Below are 13,965 nucleotides of genomic sequence, written 5' to 3' on the forward strand. Positions count from 1 at the left end.
AATGAACGCTTTCCCTTGTTACTTAATAAAATACAGTCTAAATACTAGAATCACTTTGATAACAACCGAACCTGTTAATATTAAAAGACTGTGTCCTCAATTTTTCTAAGTTCTTTATAATAATCCATTTTTGCACCTCATTTTTTTATCTTGTGTTTAATAAGAGGATTTTTCTACTAAATAAAGGTTCAACAAAGAAGTGCATCTGATTCCCTCACCATAATTAAAAGTTATATAGTTCAACTAGGAATACGTCCAGTCATTCTAGAATATATGTAGGTAAAAAGTATAAATGGAGGGATTAATTTGGCTTTTGTTGCGATTTATACGGTTGGTAGGTTAAAACATCCAAATGAACATCCTGCCTCTCGTGAGTTTTTTGAAGTGGGAGATGAAGTAATTCGACAGGCTGCTAAAACTGGGCATCTAATAAAAGAATTTTCACCTAATAGAGTATTTTTCCCTGAGAAAGCGATCAAAGGAGAGGGTTCCCCTATTCTCACACTTACAGTATGGAAAAGCCTTCAATCTTTATATCGTTTTACCTATTCAGGTCAACATATGCAAGCTTTAAGGGACAGGAACAAGTGGTTTGGATCTCTTCAAGAGAGACAACCTAATTATGTGGTGTGGTGGACTGAGAAGGTAACGGATGTTTCATGGAAGGAGGCTTTCAAGAGATACGACTTTTATATTCAACATGGACCAGATCCTTTTGCATTTGACTTAAAGCACGTATTTGATGAATTTGGGGAGAGGATCTTACTTAAATAGCTCGGGTCATTTCTCCTGCTCTGTATAAGAAACAGAGTATCTCCTTATTGAACAAACCTGCCATTTCGTTTAAGTGGATTTCTTCACAATCTCACATGAATATCCAGTTTTGTTTAAGAGTCTTATTCCGTTAAATGGCCCGATTGTGGAATAAGACATAAAGATGATTCTTCAACTAACCTGCCTTTAATCCAATAAAAACTTCAACAAAAGAAGCGTTAATCCTTCTTAGATCAACGCCCCCTTTAACGGAACAATGTTAATAAAGAGAGCAATCACTCCAAGAATAGCTAAATGTTAAATAAGTTTTTACTTAAACGATTCCGCCATTTTGATTAACTGCTCTTTACTAATCTCTATAGGAGAAAGTTTATAGCTAAATGCTTTTTCATAAAAAAGGTCTCCGTGTTGCCATACCTGAGTGTTCTGGAATATACTTACCATTTACATCTCTTCCTATTTTAATATTCTCTTTCTTTATTTCTTTTGGGTACTCAACCTCATCTTTCAATATGTTAACTGTTAAGAGCTCTTTATCCACATTGAATAGGGTAAATTCAACTTTCTGATTATTAGAACCAAAATCATAAAGTTGCATATCCTCGAAAGGTACTTTAGTTGGAATTTTTGTGTTAAATGGTGCTGTTTCCAGATTCTTAGCTACTTCTGAAAAGTTATAATCATACATCTTTCCTCTTGAAACTGACCAGCCAACCAAAATTACTATTATTGCCCCTAATAAAAGTGCAAATATAATTATTTCTTTTTTTTTCACTTTACCTCTCCTTTCCATTATTTATAAACCACTTATGATTTTGTAATAGAAATATATTAAATCTTGTGAGGTCTTTTTAACTAATGTTCCCTATGAAGGTTTGACGATGGGTATAAGGATAAGGTTTTAGAATTATAGATTTATTCCGTTAAACTGCATTGTTTATATAATAAAGATTATATAATTAACCTGTCTCTTTAATGGAAGAACCGATTTTTCACTCATAGTTATTGACCTTAGTACTATTTCTTGTAAATTATCTTATATGCAGTAAATAATACTACTATTACTAGAAAAGTAATGAATAATTCTTCCCCACTTGCACAAGCAGTTCTTCCACAAAGGTGTATTTCATTAGGTTTAGTTAGAAATAGCATAGAGACACCCCATTTAATACAAAGTTTGTTTCTATTCTCTATTCTTAAAAGGTGTAAAATATGCAACTCTAACTTACGAATGCTCCCCTTCTTTAATTGGGTAATTTAAGCTCTACATTTTTCCTCTTTTTTTAATTTTTATATAATGTGAAAGTGTGGAAAGGTATGTATCCTAAAATCCCACCAAATGTATTTAAGATTAAATCATCAACATCGAAACTTCCAAACTTAAAAACCAATTGAATAAGTTCAAATGCCAAACTTATACATAATGATGTTAACATATCCTTCTTAAACAACCGAAAACGTTTTGATAATAAAGGTAAAATAACACCAAACGGGACAAAACCAATAATATTTCCAGCTAGGTTGTCAACTCTAATATTGAAATTTATATCTGCTATGAACAAATAAAAAATTATCGTTTTAAATGGTATAAAGTTATGATTGTTCCAATAGTAATCGTCATAACTAAAAGTAAAATGACTAATAATGTCAGGGATTGTTAGAAATTTAAATAGGATAAGCTTTGAAAGAACCAATAAATAAAGACACAATATTACCACTAAAATTACTTTCATAAAAAACCGCACAATTAGATTACTCCTATCTTATATTTACACATTAAACTGCACAATAATTGAAGAATGGCATTATCCGGATCAAGTAGCTGATCTTCTGTTAATGCCCCCGTTTGTTATACATAAAGACCTACACAATAATTGCATATTATATAATTGAAGTGACAATAAGTAATTATTTCTTACCTTTTCGTTCTAAAATTATAGGTGCTATATTTAGTAAGATAGAAACAATTGTCAAAAACCATAATGCCCTTTCCATACCAGGTACTACATCCGATAAAGCTGCCCAATCTTCTACTTTTACCCAACGAGAAACAAGACTGTATTCTGCACAAAGTGTTAATGCTGTAAATGATAATCCCATCGCCATAGCAAGCTTATAATCCTTTCCTGCTTTATACATATAAAGATTTATAAAAGTTGCTACTATAGCAATAACCCCTAGAATTACCCACATAACTATACCTCCATATATTTTTATTTATGTCCTGTAATAATACTAATGTGCTTCATCTCAATTTTTTTGCATTACTTTTTTATTAGTCATTAATACGTCTAATCTTATTTCACAGTAAATGCTCATTCCTTTTGTGATTTCTTATTGAACAAATCTGCTCGTTAATCCAATAACTTCAACAAAAAAGCGTTAATCCTTCTTAGATCAACGCCCCCTATAATGGAAGAAGCCTATAAAGTTAAAATATCAAATTACGAAGGTACAAAATACCGTATAATAAAGCCCCACCAATTAGAACTAGCAGTGCAATCATAACAAAACCATAGATAAAGCCTTTCCCCATTGCAAATAAATCTAAAAATATGTTCTTTATCCCATCAAGCAGCGTCTTCATAGAACCCCCTCAAACATAACAATTATTTCTCTAACTATCTTAATTGACTATACGAAAACCCTCTTGGAAAGTTTCACTTTCTTTAGCATGACTGCCCTTTGCTTGAACATTTTAGAGGCGGCTGCTATTTTCCTCAATCACCCCCAGTAGTTGAAGAAAGTATTTAAATTTCCTGTTTCAGCAATTCTGGTAATCCATCGGGGTAAAGCACCTTTTCTCCTGAAAAAATCTCTTCTTTGGAAACCCACTTTGCACGAGTAATCTTATTACCTTCAGTTACTGTAAAATGTTCCTTCTGATATAAATTCCTATCTTTAAAATCCACAAAATATATCTGTGTTATTTCGTGCCCTATGTTTTCGTCTATTTTAAAAATATTTTCTATGCAGGAAATATATCTTCTGACAATAATTTCAACGCCTAACTCCTCACTAAACTCTCTCACCAAAGTCTGATTTGACCTCTCACCGAGTTCAATACCGCCTATAGGGCGGTAATAAAAGCCTATTCCTTTTGAGTGCTTTCCTTTCTGCTCTTCTAAAAGAAGATAGTTGTCCTTAACGATTATTCCTAATGTATTTGCTCTTGGATACATCAACTACCCTCCAAGGTTAATAAAGTAATAAGATCGTTCTTCCACAATCCTGCCCCTTTAATCCAATCACCTCAACAAAATAAGCGTTACTCCTTCTTGGATCAACGCCCCCATTAGCTTAATGAAAATTATTACATTTTTCCTTCTTTTATCCATGACCAAATTCTATAACTACCGAAAATGCATATTAAGAAAAGTATAATTATTGCAACTACCCATATACCTAATCGATTTATTTCTCGTAAAGCTTCTACATTTAATGTTATAAAAGTTGAAGATCCTACAAACATCAGGTAACAGAAGATATTAGAATAATCCATACAACTCTTAATTTAGTGTTCTTCAAAATAATAACCCCTTTATTTTAGAATCCTACCCTTTTCTTAATAAGCCCCCTTTACTTTAAGTACACTATTTCACAATCATTTATGTATTAGCAGAATACCATTCGTATAAATTTGTTTCTTTATCCGTTGACTTCGCTAACTCATAAGCTTCTAATTCTGTCCTTTTATTTGATAATATTTCATAAAAGAAACGTATAATAAAATACAATGTTGCATTACCATCTATATAATCTCCTGGACCAATGTATGTTCTACAACCAACACTAAGAAATGCATTTGCTAATTCAGGATATCCCAATGTACAACCATTACCAATCACTAAATGATTATTAAACTTACCATATTCAAGGATTTCCCTTGCACCAAAATTGTTTCTTGGTTCATTATCTTCGTATACCATTTCACCAAGTTTTGGCATCACTAATTCGCCTTCAACTCCGTGGAATGAAAGGATGATAAAGTCAGCATCCTCCTCTGACAAAATTTTAATCAAGTCATTCGGGCGTCCAATCCAATATGTTAATATTCTTACATTAAACGCTTCTAAACTTGAACGTATTGCTTGTGCTTCAAGATTACTGTCGGGACCGACTACTAAAGCAATATCAATATTTGAATTACTCAAAAAAGCTCTCCCCCTTAAATAGCTTATTAAACTATCCTGTCCCAATAATTGAAGATGGGCAATAGCTGAAGATCAAGTAGTCGATCTTCAGCTATTGCGCCTTTTTGTTGAACACCGACCCTTGTGTTCTCCATTACCTCGATGATATTTTGATAAGCGGAAAAATATCATCGAGCTGCTCAAGATCATCTTTCTCTAAATTCCAGCTTATAGCGTTCAAATTATCATTAATATGTTCCTTATTTACCGCCTTTGGAATAGTAACAAGTTGTTCCTGCCTTAATACCCAATTCAGGGCCACTTGATACGCTGATGCATTATATTTATTTGCTATTGAATTCAAAACGTCACGTTCCATTGTACCGACCTCAGGAAATCCATTCATACCAAAAACTTTCGGGGCATACCCGAATGGAGAATACCCCATTACCGTTACGTTATTTTCCTTACAGTACGGCAAGACATCATTCTCAACTCGTCTATCATTTAAGTGATATGCTACTTGATTGCAAACTAGTGGGATACTGCCTAAATAGTGTTGAGCTTCATTCATTAACTGTGGTGTAAAATTACTTACACCAACGTACTTCACTAAACCCTTATTTACTAACTCAGCCATGGCTCCCATTGTCTCCGAAATTTCAAATTGTTTGCTTGGCCAGTGCTGTAAATATAAATCTATATGGCTCGTCTTTAAACGTTCTAAACTTGCCTCTGCTGCTCTTAGAACACCATTATACGAACAATTTTTTGCAGATATTTTTGTAACAAGGAAAACATCTTTTCTGACATCCTGTATGGCTTGACCAACAATTTTTTCAGCTCCCCCATTACCATACTCTTCTGCAGTATCAATTAATGTGAGGCCATTTGCTAAACCGAAACGAAGTGCCTCAATTTCTTGTTTTTCACTGGACTTATTCTCACCAAACTTCCATGTCCCCTGTCCTAAAGCAGGAATTCGTTCCAATGTGTTCCCGAGTCTACGATATAACATAGATTCCTCCCTGAATTTATTTCCTCATGTAGTCCAAATTCTAACATTTATTATTGAAGCATCCTGCAATTTTGTTAAGAAAAAATGGCTGCATATACTTTGATAAGCTTTTAATATTCGTTATGGTATCAGATTATCCTGCACAAAAATGAAAATGACGCTTATCCTTGTTCCAGGAAAGCGCCCTTTAATGGAGTAACGAACACTTACTTTAATGTTTTTTCTTCCACTCTGATTTACTCAATATATAGTGATTATATAGTTCATTTTCTATCATCAGTTGACTCACATAAGTAAATCCGCATTTTTGGATAACTTTATTTGATGATACATTATTAATTAAAGCTACTGCGTTAATGTTTTCTGAATTTGTATTTGTAAACAAATAGTCAATCAACCCTTTAAAAGCTTTAGTTGCGTAGCCTTTCTTTTGATATTTACTTGAAATGGCATACATAATTTCTCTATTTGGTGGAGGCAACTCATCTTTAATACCTGTACAACACCAACCAATAAATTCATCTGTTTCCTTAATAAATACCCCTAGTTTTAAAAAATGACCTTCTATGTTGGATGTTTTCGTAGCAGCATCAAGAAATGCTTTATTTGCTGGTATTTCGTAATTGGAAACCCAATCAACCCTTTGTTCTTTTGTTGATTTCCAGTCTGGCAAGTAATTAAATATTTCTGGTTGATTTGATATTCTGTAAATACTATCTGCAACTTCAATTGAAAACTCTTGGAGATAAATATCTCCACAATCTATCCTAAATAATATTTCTGATGCCTTATGTTTCATAAATTTTCCCCTTGTAAGTCAATTTTATATTAATTCAACTATTTCAAGAATAACTTACAATTTCAATATGTCCCCTTTATAATCCTCCCTTGTTCAGGAATAGCGCCCGTTAATGGAGTATCTGAAAGACGTTCTCTTATACAACAATCCCAAATTTCAATTGTTTAAAAAAACTGAAACTCATTTTTAATGTTGTTAGCCACCTCTTCTGCATCCATGTTTGTATTATTGATTTTCATATAGTTTTTCTTTTTTATTTCTCCTTGGGTTGAATTCAACCTTAATTTTTCCATTGAAGCAATGATTCTTTGTTCGGAATGCTCAAAATCTCTTTTCGACGGTTTATGTTCTAGTCTGTTTGCTGTTTTATTCCGAACTAGCCTTTCCCTAAAATCAGCTTCTAGCTCTACAAAATAAACTTCTCCACCCTTGGATTCGAATATTCGAGAAACCCTTTCAACCCTTTTCCAATCTTCTTGTTGGTTAAATGACCATACAAAAGTGAAAATCATTCCATAATTATTGCTTTTAGAATAAGCTTCAAAGATTTCTTCTCTCATTAGGTTTGATAATCGCCACATTTCAGAGGTGAAACCAAAGAATGGTTGGAGTAATTCAATTGTCATATGGTTATGAAAAAGTTTTAAATCTGTAATTTTCTCTAATTCTTGTCCTACAGTCATTTTCCCAACTGCTTGCGGTCCGAATAATAATACCAACTTCATAATTTTTCCTCCATTTACTTATATACAACATTTATTCATTACTTCCACAATCCTGTCCATAATGGAATAAAGAAAAAGCTGGAGATCAGCTGATTCGCCACCGTTTCTGAAACAACACTCTTAGAATTCTCCAGTGTAATTGGCTAGATTGCACAGTTACTGTACATAAGAAAAGCAGATTGATACTATGTACTCTTCAGCTTTAATATTCAAATCAGGAATAATATATTAAATAAGAACAGGGGATTCTATTGTTTCAAACTTACCTATATTCCTAAACTTTTCAGACCTATGGTGTAATAAGTCATTTGAAGACATTAAACAAAGTTCTTTTAGGGAATCCTTAATCACCTTCTTTATTTCCTGACCTTGAGTATGTATATCTTTGTGCGCTCCACCTTTAATTTCTGGGATCAATTTATCAATAATCTCAAGTTCTTTTAAGTCTTTCGCAGTGATTTTAAGTGATTCAGCTGCTTGTGGTGCTTTTGCAGAAGTTTTCCATAGAATAGAAGCTGCTCCCTCTGGTGAAATAACCGAATACCAAGTGTTTTCTAACATATGTAAATGGTTGCAAACACTAATTCCTAAAGCTCCACCACTTGCTCCTTCACCAAGGACGATTGAAATTATAGGAACCCTTAAACCGCTCATTTCAACCAAATTGCGTGCAATAGCTTCAGATATTCCTCGTTCCTCAGATTCTTTACCTGGATACGCACCAGGTGTATCAATAAAAGTGATGATTGGACGATTGAATTTCTCAGCTTGTTTCATCAATCTTAGAGCTTTTCTATAGCCTTCTGGATGTGGCATACCAAAATTTCTTGCAATATTCTCCTTTGTATTCCTGCCTTTTTGCTGCCCAATGATGGTAACTGGGACCCCATCGAACTTAGCAATTCCGCCAATGATCGCTTTGTCATCACCATATAATCTATCCCCACATAATTCAATAAAATCAGTAAACAGTAAGGGAATGTATTCTAGTGTAGTAGGGCGATTTTTGTGTCTAGCAATCTGAACTCTTTGCCATGGAGTAAGATTGTTGTATATATTATCCTCTAATTTCTTTAATCGAACTTCTAAAAGGACGATTTCCTTTGATAAATCAAGATCTCCTTCAGATGTGAGTTTTTTCAAGTCAGTTATTTTATTTTGTAAATCAAGGATTGGGCGTTCAAAATCTAAAATCATTTGTAATCTCCTTAGAATTATTGACAACTATAGTAAATGTTTAAAAAACAACATATTAAATAATAGCAATTATCAGAACTTTTTACAAAGATAATTAAACACTTCTATACATCTAATTTCTAGTTTTCATCAAGATTTCCATTCCATTAAATGGCCCGTATTTGACTGACATGGAAGATCGATTGGAAACCGAGACTACCATCGAGGAAGAAATTTCGAAATATGATGAATTGGAGCGTATTGTGATTTCTGATGAGGTTATAGAAAACGCTCTTGATAATAAAACAGGTGAAAAAGCAAATTAGCAAATGAAAACACTGTTCCTTTATAAAGCAATAGCTGAAAATCATTAAGTTGATTTTCAGCTATCCTCTATAATTGAATAGATTTGTATTAAAGTCCTCCACCAAATCCACTACTGTTAGACTTAATTCTTTCAAGTTCCTGAAGTTGCTCTTCTTTACTACCTCTAAGAACTCTACGACCTAGTGAACCTGCAAGACCAAAAAACACTATAATCCCAATTAACAGCCACATACATTTCACCTCCTTTTTTGACGGTTCAACCATTGATTCCAGAAGGCTGCTGGTTCTTTAATACGGCTTTTTCTAAATATCAAATAGATTGTCCCTTCATCTTATGAAGCCTCCAAGTCTTGATTGAGTACATTTTGTGTTGTTTTTTACCTTCTAAAAAACTTGGTAATGGTACACCAATTTCGAACAATACACTTGTTATTAAAAAGAAAAATATTATTAAAACGCAAATACCAACAAACACTGACCTGATTTTGTTATCTTCAACTTTTATTCTTTTTTTATGCTTCTTCTTTCTGTATAAGCCTTGTACAAATCTTAGCCTTTGATTTTCATCTTGTTTTTTGTGTGCATAGTTTCAGTCCTATCATAAGACGACTAACTTAATTACGGAGATATTCAATCATCCTGCTCTTTAATAATTGAAGAAAGGCAATTGCTGGATCAATTAGCTGATGATCTTCGGTTATAGCCCTCGTTAGTTTAAAAACGAATTTATAAAAATTGTTCCCCAATAAAGAAAACTCATAATTAAAAACACAGATGCAAATACAGTAAGTCCTTTTGGCAATGTTCCATAAAAATAATTTATTGCTAATCCTATAAATATGTGAATGATAACCACAAGAAATATACTCACTCATTTCACCTCTACCAAATTGTAACATTTTGCATTAGGTGAATGAATACTTCTCATTCCGTTAACCTGCCCCGATAGCCGAAGATCCTAACATTGCGATTAAACCGAAAGAAGGACGGTTGCTTGTTCAACAATCGCCCCCTTTTCGTTTAAGTACACTACTTCACAAACATCAGTATTTTATAAATAAAAAATAAATCATAGCATTTATACCAAGCCATAATGGTTATTGCCTTATATGTTTAATTTACTAGCTTTATGATTGATTAGAACCACTTCATTAGAACCATTGTTAAAACCGACATGCAGCTTATTTTTCTATTCAAATACTTGGCGAAGCTCAATCTGTCCTTCTCCAAGACCATGCGGATCTGGCGCACGCATCGCCCACTCGATGGCTTCCTCGCGAGAATTCACATCAATGAACCAATACCCTGCAATCAACTCATTGACTTCGGCGAAAGGACCCTCTGTAATGGTCGGCGGTTCTCCCGGAACAGGGTAAGAAATACGAATGCCGTTTGAGCTTGGATGGAGTCCACCGACTGAAACCAAAACTCCTGCTTTCTTTAGTTCTTCATTGTATTTCTTCATCGCAGCAAACATCTGCTCCATCTGCTCCTTTGGTATTGTCCCTGTTTCAGAATCCTTCGAAGCCTTTACAACCATCATAAATTTCATTAGTTACTCCTCCTTAATACTTGCTTGATTATAGCTTTCTGTTGATATTAGTAAGTATCTTCTGAACTTCTATTTTTGAAATAATGCAGTTAATAAACCTGCTACACCAAAAACATTAGGTTGCGTAACTTCCTTCATATTACGAATTTCTATTGCTTTAAAATCCTTGAAAATTGAACGTAACATATCCTCCGAGTAACCTAGTCCACCTTTTAGACTTAGTTGTTTATAAACTTCCAAATCCGTAATATTTGCTCCGCCTAATTCCCCACCAGGTAAAAAGCACGTTAAACCAAAATAACCACCAGGCTTTAATGCTTTTTCCACTAAATTAATATAACTTATTCTTCTATGGGGAGGAATATGGTGTAAGCAACCAGAGTCATAAACAATGTCATAGGAATCTGGTTCCACTTCTAGCTTAAAGATATTTTCTTTTTTGAAGTTTATTTCTACATTTTCTTCAGATCCTCGTTCCTTTGCCCAATCAAGGGACTCTTGTGATAGATCAATTGCATCTACTTTGCAACCTTGCTTAGCACAATAGATAGCGTTTCGACCTGGACCACACCCTAATTCAAGAACTCTCCCTGGTCTTACTAGATTGCGATCAAAATAGCTAACTAAATTTTCATCAGGTACGTTTGCAAAAAAGGGGACTCTCTTTTCACGTTCAGAATAAAAATCATCCCAGAAACCAGTTGGTTCACGGAATAGCGAATCTAATATTTCCATTAAATCCTCATAATTAGTGATAATTTCTCTCATAAACAGCAACCTCTTTCAGTAATTTTTTTCCACTATTCTATTTTACTAAATATTACAATCCCCTTTGTTAAGTCACCATTAAAAACAAGTTACATGTCGATTGGTTAAATCCCATAAACACGTACAAAAAGCACACTTCAACATCTTTTTTTACGCGTTTAAGAGTTGCAACCGTCCCTTTAATAGCATTATACATCCTCACCATAAAACCTTACTGCACTCAGTTAGAAATCGTTTAAAAGGTATCACTTTTTTATTTATCATGTTACTTCATTACAAAGGTTATAAAAATGTTACAAGTAAACCGTTTAGGGATAAACAACGAGAGTGTAACAATTGAATTAACACAAAAAGGAACTTGAATAACCAAGCCCCTTTCCTAAAATCTTGTACTTTTATTAATCTCAAGCTCAGTTAATTGGAACACTTTAATGAGTCGATGATTTTCTGTATATTCAATTAACCTGCCCCGTTAATCCAATAACTTCAACAAAAAAAGCGTTAATCCTTCTTAGATCAACGCCCCCTTTAATGGAAAGACTTCCCCTTTTAGCTTAATAGCCAAATCACTAAGATTTTTTACCAACTTGCCCATATGTATTTAATATCAAGTGAGTAATAATTAACGACAATAAGTAAGCAATAGCAGGTTCAGATGTACTCCATATTGAAACTAACGAGAAAAATAATAAAGTAGCTATACCAAAAAGAATAATTAAATAAAGAAAAAAACTTATGATTACACTAATCTAAAACACCCCCACTGACACTATATTAGCATGTAACTCCTTTAAACAAACTCGACCTTTACTTGAATTATTTATCTGCCCTTTCTTCTAAGTATCTTTTATATACTCTTGCATTTTTCATATGATTTTGCTGGTTCTTTACTTCTGTTTTTTCCTCTTCAGATAATGTGCCTAAAATTCCTTTATGAATTTCATTTAGTAAATATAATCCACGAAATAGGCTTCCTACAACAATTCCGAAAGCAACAAGACCACCAAAAACAGGACCCATGATCCATAAAATGAGGCCTAATACTGTACTTAAAATTATTGATAGAAACAAATACATACATACCAACTCCATTCAACGCTAACCTAACTAAATTCATTAATAATTTCAATGACCTTATCCCATTAAACTGCCCGAATAATTGAAGAAGGGCATTAGCCGGATCAATTAGCTGATCTTCAGTTATTGCCCCCTTTAATGAAAGACACCACTAGGTAATGTTATTCTTTTCTGATGAAACATTCCCCTTAATAATTTGCTTGAATAACTTTATTTCTTCATTTGATTCAAAAAATCTCCTCGGCATTACGATGGCTTTATTTTTTGATATATATAAAAGAAACATAGGAGGGTATTCTCGAACAAAAACAATTTCATTCCATTCAATATAATTTATCGATCTGCCTCTTTTTTGATTTATTCCATCTTCACTAAATGTATAAATGAATTCATTCTTTATCAATTGGTCACTCTTATATTCTCTTGATGTTTTTATTCTAATAATCGCTTTGGCGTAAAGAAAAAATATTCCCGAAATAATAACTGAAAATGTGGAACTCAGCAAAAAAATGGCTGCCATTCCTTCAAAAGAAAAAATATCTCCAGGATTATAAAGAAAGTAAATGCTTAAAGGAAAGAACAGTATAAATGTAGATAGCGTAAGCCATATAATCCATCTTCTACTATGAAAAGATGCAAACTTTTTATATTCTTTGAAAGTTAATGTACCACGCACAGTCAGATCTTTTCTAGAATCTATATCTGTGTTGTTCAATGGACACTCCTCCTTAGATTCAATTTTTTCATTAATTAATTTAGAAACAATTCTACGCATAACCTATTTATTTAAATCTCAGCATATTCCGTTAACCTGCCCGTTAGCCGAAGAGGCTCTGAAGGAACCCAGGTCTGGGCGGTTGCCTGCTAAGCAAACACCTAGATAATTGAATTTAATTGCTTTTTTGATTTATCTCTTCAAGTAGTTCAATAATTCTTTTATTCTGTTTAGATTGTTCTTTCAAAAAACCAACAATTGTTCCAACACCCACCACTATAAGTATTGAAAAAAGCCACATAAGAATACCCCCATTATTAAGCATCTATAAATTATTTTATCGTACTTACTCTATATCCCTTGTTCCATTAACACCTACCCGTTACTTGAACAATCGAGGGTGAGTCTTACAAAGTAACTGCCTTTCTTTTAAAAAGGGTTTTATTTATCTCCATCTTTATCAATGCTTTTTTCTAGGAGTTTAATAATAACTTCATTCTGTTTGGTTGCTTTATTTAATTCTCTTGATACAAGCGGTAAATAGTAAATTATGAAAACACCAACTGCAAAAAGAAATAGTATAGCAACAAATTGCATTTTCTCATCTCCTCTAATTTGTAAAACCTTTTTAACATTATCTCTTCAACTAAACTCCCTTTACTTGAAAAAGGACGGCTGGTGGTACAGCAAACGCCCCTTAAAGAAAAGCGTTTTACTTCAGAGCTATACGTATAGATAGTTAACTACATCACCCATTCGCCAAGCAAGCAATAATAGCCAAACTAATTGCAATAACTGCTAAACTTCCAACCTAAATCAGTTCTAACTTATCCTTCTCCAATATTTCTCTCCCCCTTAAAATTAAATTAAGTTCCTTATTCCGCTATCCTGCCCGTTAATC

General features: G+C 33.3%; 19 protein-coding genes. 2 read left to right on the top strand and 17 right to left on the bottom strand.

Features of this window, described 5'->3' with window-relative positions; translation table 11 throughout:
• The first annotated feature begins 306 nt into the window (after window positions 1-306).
• Complete coding sequence (locus tag ACYH0O_RS18680) at window positions 307-774, top strand: DUF3291 domain-containing protein (RefSeq protein ID WP_482629857.1); 468 nt, start codon at window positions 307-309, stop codon at window positions 772-774.
• A 388-nt stretch (window positions 775-1,162) separates the two neighbouring features.
• On the opposite strand, the gene ACYH0O_RS18685 is transcribed toward ACYH0O_RS18680, so the two are convergent.
• From ACYH0O_RS18685 to ACYH0O_RS18730, 10 genes are all read right to left on the bottom strand, one after another.
• Entirely contained in the window at window positions 1,163-1,549 is a 387-nt protein-coding gene (locus tag ACYH0O_RS18685) for a hypothetical protein (RefSeq protein ID WP_482629858.1), read from the bottom strand.
• A 508-nt stretch (window positions 1,550-2,057) separates the two neighbouring features.
• The gene (locus ACYH0O_RS18690) at window positions 2,058-2,507 is read right to left on the bottom strand and encodes a VanZ family protein (protein ID WP_482632613.1); all 450 of its coding nucleotides are present in this window, start codon (window positions 2,505-2,507) and stop codon (window positions 2,058-2,060) included.
• A gap of 175 nt (window positions 2,508-2,682) precedes the next feature.
• Window positions 2,683-2,967, bottom strand: coding sequence for a hypothetical protein (locus tag ACYH0O_RS18695; RefSeq protein ID WP_149156141.1), 285 nt, complete (start codon window positions 2,965-2,967; stop codon window positions 2,683-2,685).
• 238 nt (window positions 2,968-3,205) lie between these two features.
• Window positions 3,206-3,361: a hypothetical protein gene (locus ACYH0O_RS18700; RefSeq protein ID WP_482629859.1), complete on the bottom strand. Its 156-nt coding sequence runs from the start codon at window positions 3,359-3,361 to the stop codon at window positions 3,206-3,208.
• 163 nt (window positions 3,362-3,524) lie between these two features.
• Window positions 3,525-3,956, bottom strand: coding sequence for an NUDIX hydrolase (locus ACYH0O_RS18705; RefSeq protein ID WP_482629860.1), 432 nt, complete (start codon window positions 3,954-3,956; stop codon window positions 3,525-3,527).
• A 426-nt stretch (window positions 3,957-4,382) separates the two neighbouring features.
• The gene (locus ACYH0O_RS18710) at window positions 4,383-4,928 is read right to left on the bottom strand and encodes a delta-aminolevulinic acid dehydratase (protein WP_482629861.1); all 546 of its coding nucleotides are present in this window, start codon (window positions 4,926-4,928) and stop codon (window positions 4,383-4,385) included.
• A gap of 133 nt (window positions 4,929-5,061) precedes the next feature.
• Entirely contained in the window at window positions 5,062-5,925 is an 864-nt protein-coding gene (locus ACYH0O_RS18715) for an aldo/keto reductase (protein WP_482629862.1), read from the bottom strand.
• 211 nt (window positions 5,926-6,136) lie between these two features.
• A complete protein-coding gene (locus tag ACYH0O_RS18720) occupies window positions 6,137-6,724 on the bottom strand; it encodes a GNAT family N-acetyltransferase (RefSeq protein ID WP_482629863.1) in 588 nt (195 codons plus the stop codon).
• Between the two features lie 164 nt (window positions 6,725-6,888).
• Window positions 6,889-7,449, bottom strand: a complete 561-nt coding sequence (locus ACYH0O_RS18725) for a DEAD/DEAH box helicase family protein (RefSeq protein ID WP_482629864.1) — start codon at window positions 7,447-7,449, stop codon at window positions 6,889-6,891.
• Window positions 7,450-7,677: 228 nt separating this feature from the next.
• On the bottom strand, window positions 7,678-8,646 hold the full coding sequence (locus ACYH0O_RS18730; protein ID WP_482629865.1) for an acetyl-CoA carboxylase carboxyltransferase subunit alpha: 969 nt from the start codon (window positions 8,644-8,646) through the stop codon (window positions 7,678-7,680).
• A gap of 182 nt (window positions 8,647-8,828) precedes the next feature.
• Between ACYH0O_RS18730 and ACYH0O_RS18735 the strand changes: the two genes are divergently transcribed.
• On the top strand, window positions 8,829-8,951 hold the full coding sequence (locus ACYH0O_RS18735; protein WP_482629866.1) for a hypothetical protein: 123 nt from the start codon (window positions 8,829-8,831) through the stop codon (window positions 8,949-8,951).
• An 88-nt stretch (window positions 8,952-9,039) separates the two neighbouring features.
• Here the strand turns inward: ACYH0O_RS18735 and ACYH0O_RS18740 are convergent, their stop codons facing one another.
• The 7 genes from ACYH0O_RS18740 to ACYH0O_RS18770 all read right to left on the bottom strand — a co-directional run bounded on the left by ACYH0O_RS18740 (window position 9,040) and on the right by ACYH0O_RS18770 (window position 13,661).
• A complete protein-coding gene (locus tag ACYH0O_RS18740; RefSeq protein WP_482629867.1) occupies window positions 9,040-9,183 on the bottom strand; it encodes a hypothetical protein in 144 nt (47 codons plus the stop codon).
• Between the two features lie 958 nt (window positions 9,184-10,141).
• Complete coding sequence (locus ACYH0O_RS18745; protein ID WP_482629868.1) at window positions 10,142-10,504, bottom strand: YciI family protein; 363 nt, start codon at window positions 10,502-10,504, stop codon at window positions 10,142-10,144.
• A 69-nt stretch (window positions 10,505-10,573) separates the two neighbouring features.
• Window positions 10,574-11,272 (bottom strand): class I SAM-dependent methyltransferase, encoded by a 699-nt coding sequence (locus ACYH0O_RS18750; protein WP_482629869.1) that lies wholly within the window; start codon window positions 11,270-11,272, stop codon window positions 10,574-10,576.
• Window positions 11,273-12,088: 816 nt separating this feature from the next.
• On the bottom strand, window positions 12,089-12,349 hold the full coding sequence (locus ACYH0O_RS18755) for a hypothetical protein (RefSeq protein WP_482629870.1): 261 nt from the start codon (window positions 12,347-12,349) through the stop codon (window positions 12,089-12,091).
• A 151-nt stretch (window positions 12,350-12,500) separates the two neighbouring features.
• Window positions 12,501-13,064 (bottom strand): YcxB family protein, encoded by a 564-nt coding sequence (locus tag ACYH0O_RS18760; RefSeq protein WP_482629871.1) that lies wholly within the window; start codon window positions 13,062-13,064, stop codon window positions 12,501-12,503.
• 175 nt (window positions 13,065-13,239) lie between these two features.
• Entirely contained in the window at window positions 13,240-13,365 is a 126-nt protein-coding gene (locus ACYH0O_RS18765) for a hypothetical protein (RefSeq protein WP_482629872.1), read from the bottom strand.
• A gap of 140 nt (window positions 13,366-13,505) precedes the next feature.
• Window positions 13,506-13,661: a hypothetical protein gene (locus tag ACYH0O_RS18770; RefSeq protein WP_426893104.1), complete on the bottom strand. Its 156-nt coding sequence runs from the start codon at window positions 13,659-13,661 to the stop codon at window positions 13,506-13,508.
• Between the last annotated feature and the right edge of the window lie 304 nt (window positions 13,662-13,965).

This window comes from Rossellomorea sp. H136 (genome assembly GCF_056838065.1).

What these genes read in the sequence shown, in the direction of transcription:
- ACYH0O_RS18690 (WP_482632613.1), bottom strand. Translation starts at nt 2,507, where the DNA reads ATGAAAGTAATTTTAGTGGTAATATTGTGTCTTTATTTATTGGTTCTT.
- ACYH0O_RS18695 (WP_149156141.1), bottom strand. Translation starts at nt 2,967, where the DNA reads ATGTGGGTAATTCTAGGGGTTATTGCTATAGTAGCAACTTTTATAAAT.
- ACYH0O_RS18700 (WP_482629859.1), bottom strand. Translation starts at nt 3,361, where the DNA reads ATGAAGACGCTGCTTGATGGGATAAAGAACATATTTTTAGATTTATTT.
- ACYH0O_RS18705 (WP_482629860.1), bottom strand. Translation starts at nt 3,956, where the DNA reads ATGTATCCAAGAGCAAATACATTAGGAATAATCGTTAAGGACAACTAT.
- ACYH0O_RS18715 (WP_482629862.1), bottom strand. Translation starts at nt 5,925, where the DNA reads ATGTTATATCGTAGACTCGGGAACACATTGGAACGAATTCCTGCTTTA.
- ACYH0O_RS18720 (WP_482629863.1), bottom strand. Translation starts at nt 6,724, where the DNA reads ATGAAACATAAGGCATCAGAAATATTATTTAGGATAGATTGTGGAGAT.
- ACYH0O_RS18725 (WP_482629864.1), bottom strand. Translation starts at nt 7,449, where the DNA reads ATGAAGTTGGTATTATTATTCGGACCGCAAGCAGTTGGGAAAATGACT.
- ACYH0O_RS18730 (WP_482629865.1), bottom strand. Translation starts at nt 8,646, where the DNA reads ATGATTTTAGATTTTGAACGCCCAATCCTTGATTTACAAAATAAAATA.
- ACYH0O_RS18740 (WP_482629867.1), bottom strand. Translation starts at nt 9,183, where the DNA reads ATGTGGCTGTTAATTGGGATTATAGTGTTTTTTGGTCTTGCAGGTTCA.
- ACYH0O_RS18745 (WP_482629868.1), bottom strand. Translation starts at nt 10,504, where the DNA reads ATGAAATTTATGATGGTTGTAAAGGCTTCGAAGGATTCTGAAACAGGG.
- ACYH0O_RS18750 (WP_482629869.1), bottom strand. Translation starts at nt 11,272, where the DNA reads ATGAGAGAAATTATCACTAATTATGAGGATTTAATGGAAATATTAGAT.
- ACYH0O_RS18755 (WP_482629870.1), bottom strand. Translation starts at nt 12,349, where the DNA reads ATGTATTTGTTTCTATCAATAATTTTAAGTACAGTATTAGGCCTCATT.
- ACYH0O_RS18765 (WP_482629872.1), bottom strand. Translation starts at nt 13,365, where the DNA reads ATGTGGCTTTTTTCAATACTTATAGTGGTGGGTGTTGGAACAATTGTT.
- ACYH0O_RS18770 (WP_426893104.1), bottom strand. Translation starts at nt 13,661, where the DNA reads ATGCAATTTGTTGCTATACTATTTCTTTTTGCAGTTGGTGTTTTCATA.